The sequence below is a fragment of the Corallococcus praedator genome (assembly GCF_003612125.1).
Lineage (GTDB): Bacteria > Myxococcota > Myxococcia > Myxococcales > Myxococcaceae > Corallococcus > Corallococcus praedator.
This window is the reverse complement of the sequence record NZ_RAWI01000498.1, coordinates 1-5,922: the sequence shown is the minus strand read 5'-3', so window position 1 is coordinate 5,922 and position 5,922 is coordinate 1. Positions and strand designations below refer to the sequence as shown.

Sequence of the window (5,922 nt, the reverse complement as noted above, 5' to 3'; positions counted from 1 at the left end):
CGGGACGGGCCGCAGGCCCCGAGGTCGCCATCATGGACGACACAGGCGCGCTGTTGCCTCCTGGGGGCCTTGGTGAAGTCGTCATCCGGGGCCCCAACGTCATGGCGGGCTACGTGAACAACCCCGAAGCCAATGCGCGCGCCTTCACGCACGGATGGTTTCGCACGGGGGACCAGGGCACGCTCGACGCGGAGGGCTACCTGCGGCTCACCGGCCGGCTCAAGGAATTGATCAATCGCGGCGGGGAGAAGGTGAGCCCGCTGGAGGTGGACACCGTGCTGTTGGATCATCCCGCCGTGCAGCAGGCCGTCACGTTCGCCCTGCCCCATCCGAAGCTCGGTGAGGACGTGGCCGCCGCCGTCGTGCTGCGCGAGGGCCAGCACGCCACCGAGCGCGAGCTGCGCGACTTCGTCTCCGCGCGCGTGGCCGACTTCAAGGTGCCCCGCCGCATCGTGCTCCTCACGGAGCTGCCCAAGGGTCCCACCGGCAAGGTGCAGCGCATCGGGCTGGCGGAGCGGCTGGGGCTCACGTCATGAGGATCGCCATCTTCGGCGCGGGCGCCATCGGCGGCTTCCTTGGCGTCAAGCTGCTCCAGGCCGGCGCGGACGTCACCTTCATCGCGCGGGGGGCCCATCTGGACGCGATGCGCACGAACGGCGTCACCCTCACGAGCGGCGGCGAGACGGTCACCGTGCGACCGCACTGCACCGACTCCCCCGACGACGCGGGACCGCAGGACTACGTGTTCCTCACGTTGAAGGCCCACGCGCTGCCCGCCGCCGCACCGCAAATCGCCCGGCTGCTGGGCCCGGAGACGGCGCTCGTCACCGGCATCAACGGCGTGCCCTACTGGTACTTCCACGGGCTCGAGGGTCCCTACGCGGGCCGCCACGTGGAGAGCGTGGATCCAGGCGGCGTGCTCTTGCGCACCCTGCCCCCGGAGCGCGTCATCGCCACGGTGGTGTACCCGGCCGCGGAGGTCGTCTCGCCCGGCGTCATCGTCCACACGTACAACGATCGCGTCACGTTGGGCGAACCGGACGGCAGCAAGAGCCCGCGCATCCAGGCCCTCTCGCAGCTCATGATGAAGGCGGGCCTGAAGTCCCCGGTGCGCCCGCGCATCCGCGATGAAATCTGGGTGAAGCTCTGGGGCAACCTCGCCTTCAACCCGCTGTCCGTGCTCACCGGCGCCACGCTCGACGTCCTCGCCCGGCAGCCGGACCTGCGCGCCGTGGCCCGCGCGATGATGGTGGAGGCCCAGGCCGTGGCCGAGGCCCTGGGCACCCGCTTCCTCATCGACGTGGATCAGCGCATCCAGGGCGCCTCCCAGGTCGGCGCGCACAAGACCTCCATGCTCCAGGACCTGGAGCGCGGCCGCCCGATGGAGATCGACGCCCTGCTGGGCGCCGTCGTGGAGCTGGGCCAGCTCGTCGGCAGGCCCATGCCCCTGTGCGAAAGCACCCTGGCCCTGGTGCGCGAGCGGGCGCGCCAGTCCGGCGGCTACCCGGCCCGCGCGACGCCGGAAGCGACTTAAGCGGGCGGCATCACGCCCAGGTACTCGAGCGGATCCACCGGCTTGCCGTCCACGCGCACCTCGAAGTGCACGTGCGGGCCGGACGTGCGGCCGGACTCGCCCACCGTGGCGATGACCTGCTCGCGGCGCACCTTCTGTCCCGTGCGCACGCGCAGGTCCCGGTTGTGCGCGTACAGGGTGATCAACGTGGACGAGTGCTCCACGATGACGATGAGGCCGTAGCCCTTCTGCTCGCCCGCGTAGAGGACCGTGCCCGCCTGCGCCGTCTTGATGGGCGTCCCCGCGGGCGCCGCCAGGTCGATGCCGTCATGCGGTTCGCGGCCCTTCTTGCCGAAGCGGCCATACAGCACGCCGCGCAACGGCCAGTCGAGCAGCCCCTGCGTGGCCAGCTTCGGACGCGACGGCGCGCCCGGCCGCCCCGACACCACGCGCGCGCGGGGCGGATCCTCCTTGCGCGTCACCACCGGTCCCGAGCGGCGCGGCGTGGACACCGGCGCCTGCCCCGGCTTCGTCAGCACCAGCTCCGGCTCCTCGTCGGACAGCGGCCCGGGGTCCCCGTACTGTGGCCGCTCGCTGCCCGGAATCAGCAGCTCCCGACCCACCGACAATTCCTTCGGGTCCTTGATGCCGTTGGCCAGCGACAGCTCTTCCACCGTGATGCCGTACGTCTTGGCGATGCGGTACATCGTCTCGCCCGCGGCCACGCGGTGGCGCACCGACACCAGCTCCGGCTCTTCGTGAGAAGGCCGCAGCGCGAACGCCAGCGGCTTGCCGCTACCGGGAGACTCGGGCAGGGCCCCCGCGGTCTCCAGGCCCGGGGAGGACGCCGCCCGGGTGCCCACGCAGCCGCCCAACAGCACGGCCGCGAGCAACACCCAGAGCGCCCTTCCCGCTCGGCTGGAGCCGCGTGTCTCCAACCTCAGGCACCGCCCGACTCGTGCCGGGTGAAGCCCTTGAGGCTCCAACCCGACAGCTCGGGGATGCGACCGTGGTCGGTCATCTCGAAGTGCAGCGGCGTCACCGACACGCGCTTCTCGTCCAGCACGGCGTTGCAGTCACTGCCCGGAATGTCCTGGTGGGCGTACTCGGTGCCACCAATCCAGTAGTACTTGCGGCCGCGCGGGTCTTCCTTCTCCACGACGTTGTTGCCGTAGGAGTGCCGGCCCTGCGTGGTGATGACGTAGCCGTCCGGCTCCACGCCCCCGGGGATGTTCACGTTGAGGAGCATCCGGGGCGGCAGGGGCCGCGACAGCGCCTCCTCCACCAGCGAGCGCGCGAAGCGGCCCGCCGGCTTGAAGTCGAACGGACCGCGCGTCACCAGGCTGAACGCGATGGCGGGCACGCCCAGGAACGCCGCCTCCATGGCCGCCGCCACCGTACCGGAGTACATGACGTCGTCCGCGAGGTTCGCGCCGTGATTGATGCCGGAGACCATGAGCTGGGGACGATTGTCCTTCAGCAAGTGGTTCATCGCCAGATACGAGCAATCCGTGGGGGTGCCGTCCACGGAGAACCACCGCTCGCGCACCTCCTTGATGCGCAGCGGCCGGTGCAGGCTGATGGAGTGGGAGGCAGCGCTCTGCTCCCGGTCGGGCGCCACCACCCACACCTCGCCCAGGGGGCTCACCGCCTCCACGAGCGTCTGGATGCCTTCGGAGAAGTAGCCGTCGTCGTTGGAGACGAGGATGCGGGGGCGGGAGGAGCTCACGGTCACTTCTTCTTCGCGAAGGAGCGGAAGGCGGACATGCCCGCGTAACGCGCGCCGGCCCCCAGCTCTTCCTCGATGCGCAGCAGCTGGTTGTACTTGGCCACGCGGTCGGAGCGCGACGCGGAGCCCGTCTTGATCTGCCCGCAGTCCAGGCCCACCGCGAGGTCCGCGATGGTGGTGTCCTCGGACTCGCCGGAGCGGTGGCTCATGATGGACGTCATGCCCGCCTTGTGCGCCATGCGCACGGCGTCGAACGTCTCCGTCAGCGTGCCAATCTGGTTCACCTTCACCAGGATGGAGTTCGCCGTGCCCGTCTGGATGCCGCGACCCAGGCGCTCCACGTTGGTCACGAAGAGGTCGTCGCCCACCAGCTGCACCTGGTTGCCCAGCGCGTCGGTGAGCTTCTTCCAGCCCTCCCAGTCATCCTCCGCCATCCCGTCCTCGATGGAGATGATGGGGTACTTCTGCGCGAGGCCCCGGTAGTACTCCAGCAGGCCCTGCGAGTCGTACTCCTTGCCCTCGCCCTTGAGCTTGTACTTCTTGGAGCCCTTGTCGAAGAACTCGCTGGCGGCCACGTCCAGCGCCAGGAACAGCTGCTCGCCCGCCTTGAAGCCCGCCGCGTCGATGGCCTCCATGATGAGCTTGAGCGCCTCCTCGTTGGCCGGCAGGTCCGGGGCGTAGCCGCCCTCGTCGCCCACGCCCGTGGCGAGCTTGCGGCCCTTGAGGATCTTCTTGAGCGCGTGGAACACCTCCGCGCCCCAGCGCAGGCCCTCCGCGAAGGACTTCGCGCCGGCGGGCACCACCATGAACTCCTGCACGTCCACGCGGGTGTCCGCGTGCGCGCCGCCGTTGAGGATGTTCATCAGCGGCACGGGCAGCGTGCGCGCCTGGAGGCCGCCCACGTAGCGGTACAGGGGCAGGCCGTGCGCGTCCGCCGCGGCGCGCGCGGCGGCCATGGAGACGGCGAGGATGGCGTTGGCACCCAGCTTCGCCTTGGTGGGCGTGCCGTCCAGCTCAATCATCCGCGCGTCCAGGGACACCTGGTCCACGGCGTCCATGCCCACGAGCGCGGGGCCAATCGTGTCGCGCACGTGGTCCACGGCCTTCAGCACGCCCTTGCCCAGGTAGCGCTGCTTGTCCCCGTCCCGCAGCTCGTGCGCTTCGTGCTCGCCGGTGGAGGCGCCGGAGGGCACCGTCGCACGGCCACGAGAGCCGCCCACCAGGAGGACTTCGGCCTCCACGGTCGGGTTGCCACGGGAATCGAGCACTTCACGCGCCAGGATTTGAGCGATCTCGGTCATAGGGCGCCGGTTCTACGAGGCACGGCGGGAACGGGCAAGCGCGCTCGCACTCCGGACTGCTACAGTGTCCAACCGCCGAATGCCTCCTCCTCCCAAGCGCCGCGCCACGGGCCCGGACCCCCTTCCCGGCCAGCGTGCCCGGGGCGCCCTCATGGGCCTGGCCGTGGGCAACGCCCTGGCCATCCCCACGGCGGGTCGGCCGTTCTACGCGCCGGCCTTCCCGGAGCTCGCCGTGGGCCCCTACCAGGACCTGCACGGCGGCGGCCCCCATGAGCTGAAGAAGGGCCAGGTGAGCGAACCCACCCAGCTCGCCGTGGCGCTGGCGCTCAGCCTGCGCGACATGAAGCGCTATGACGCGGCGGACGCGCTGCGCCGCTACCGGGCCTGGCAGGCACACGCCTTCGCGGTCAGCGACCCCATGAAGGAGGTCCTGGAGGAGTGCGACACGGGCCTGGCGAACGCCGTCCGGGGCGCCGGCAAGCGCGTCTGGCAGAAGAACTTCCGCCGCGTGGCCAACGCCGGCGCCCTGGCCCGCGTGGTGCCCCTGGGCGTCCTGCTGTCAAAGGACCCCTTCGCCCTGGCGCAGGCGGCCATGGAGGACACCGCCCTCACCCACTTCGACCCGCGCAGCCAGCTCGCCAGCGCGGGGCTGTGCGCCGCCATCGCCAAGGCGATGACGGGCGGCCCCAACCTCAAGCCCGAGGACCTGCTGCCCGCCGCGGAGACCGGCATCTCCCTGGCCGGCGCCGCCCTGGCGCGGCAGGAGCCGGACTTCGTCCAGGAGGTGGCCCGCGCCTCCATGCTCCTGCGCGAGGACCTGGCCCTGGCGGCCCAGAAGGACCCGCAGCTCTACGGCCCGGAGCTGCACCTGCACCGCCCCGGCAACAACGCGGTCCGGGCCGCCTTCCGGCTGGCCTTCTGGGAGCTCATCCACGTGCCCACCGCGCAGGCGGCGCTCCTGGACGTCATCCACCGGGGCGGCGACACGGAGGTCCACGCCGCCGTCACCGGAGCGCTGCTGGGCGCCTTCCACGGCGAGGGCGCGCTGCCCGAGGAATGGCGCCAGAAGGTCCTCCTGGCGTGCCAGCCCTACAACCCGTACCAGAAGGGGACGGTGATGTGGGAAGTCTACCACCCCCGGCACCTGCTGCTGCTGGCCCCGGGCTAAGTAGGTCGCCAGAAGTTCTCTAACAAATCGCGTAGCCAGAAGCCCTCGGCGAGGCAGCCCGCCTTGCGGAGGGCGTCCTGGGCCGAAAGGCCCAGCACCCAGCGGATGGCGGCGCCGACGTGCTGCTCGACCGTGGGGTACTGACGGTTGGCGGAAACGCGTTGCTTCAGGGGGCGCCACAGATGATCCATGCAGTTGAGTTCTGAGCGCT

At 70.9% G+C, this 5,922-nt stretch carries 7 protein-coding genes; 3 read left to right on the top strand and 4 right to left on the bottom strand.

Going from position 1 to position 5,922, the window contains the following annotated elements; genetic code table 11:
• On the top strand, positions 1 to 536 hold a 536-nt coding region (locus D7Y13_RS37175; protein ID WP_147452589.1), incomplete at its 5' end, for an AMP-binding enzyme.
• The gene (locus tag D7Y13_RS37170; protein WP_120535643.1) at positions 533 to 1,534 is read left to right on the top strand and encodes a 2-dehydropantoate 2-reductase; all 1,002 of its coding nucleotides are present in this window, start codon (positions 533 to 535) and stop codon (positions 1,532 to 1,534) included. The genes D7Y13_RS37175 and D7Y13_RS37170, both read left to right, overlap by 4 nt.
• On the opposite strand, the gene D7Y13_RS37165 is transcribed toward D7Y13_RS37170, so the two are convergent.
• From D7Y13_RS37165 to eno, 3 genes are read right to left on the bottom strand one after another with little or no spacing between them, the layout of a single operon-like run.
• The gene (locus D7Y13_RS37165) at positions 1,531 to 2,409 is read right to left on the bottom strand and encodes a peptidoglycan DD-metalloendopeptidase family protein (RefSeq protein WP_120535642.1); all 879 of its coding nucleotides are present in this window, start codon (positions 2,407 to 2,409) and stop codon (positions 1,531 to 1,533) included. The two genes, D7Y13_RS37170 and D7Y13_RS37165, sit on opposite strands and share 4 nt — an antisense overlap.
• Positions 2,410 to 2,453: 44 nt before the next feature.
• Positions 2,454 to 3,242, bottom strand: a complete 789-nt coding sequence (surE, locus tag D7Y13_RS37160; protein WP_120535641.1) for a 5'/3'-nucleotidase SurE — start codon at positions 3,240 to 3,242, stop codon at positions 2,454 to 2,456.
• 2 nt (positions 3,243 to 3,244) lie between these two features.
• Entirely contained in the window at positions 3,245 to 4,543 is a 1,299-nt protein-coding gene (gene eno / locus D7Y13_RS37155) for a phosphopyruvate hydratase (protein WP_120582674.1), read from the bottom strand.
• A 79-nt stretch (positions 4,544 to 4,622) separates the two neighbouring features.
• Here eno and D7Y13_RS37150 point away from each other — a divergent pair, with 79 nt between their 5' ends.
• On the top strand, positions 4,623 to 5,711 hold the full coding sequence (locus tag D7Y13_RS37150; RefSeq protein WP_120535639.1) for an ADP-ribosylglycohydrolase family protein: 1,089 nt from the start codon (positions 4,623 to 4,625) through the stop codon (positions 5,709 to 5,711).
• On the opposite strand, the gene D7Y13_RS37145 is transcribed toward D7Y13_RS37150, so the two are convergent.
• The coding region (locus D7Y13_RS37145) for a hypothetical protein (protein ID WP_439329238.1) at positions 5,708 to 5,922 on the bottom strand (215 nt) is incomplete at its 5' end. The two genes, D7Y13_RS37150 and D7Y13_RS37145, sit on opposite strands and share 4 nt — an antisense overlap.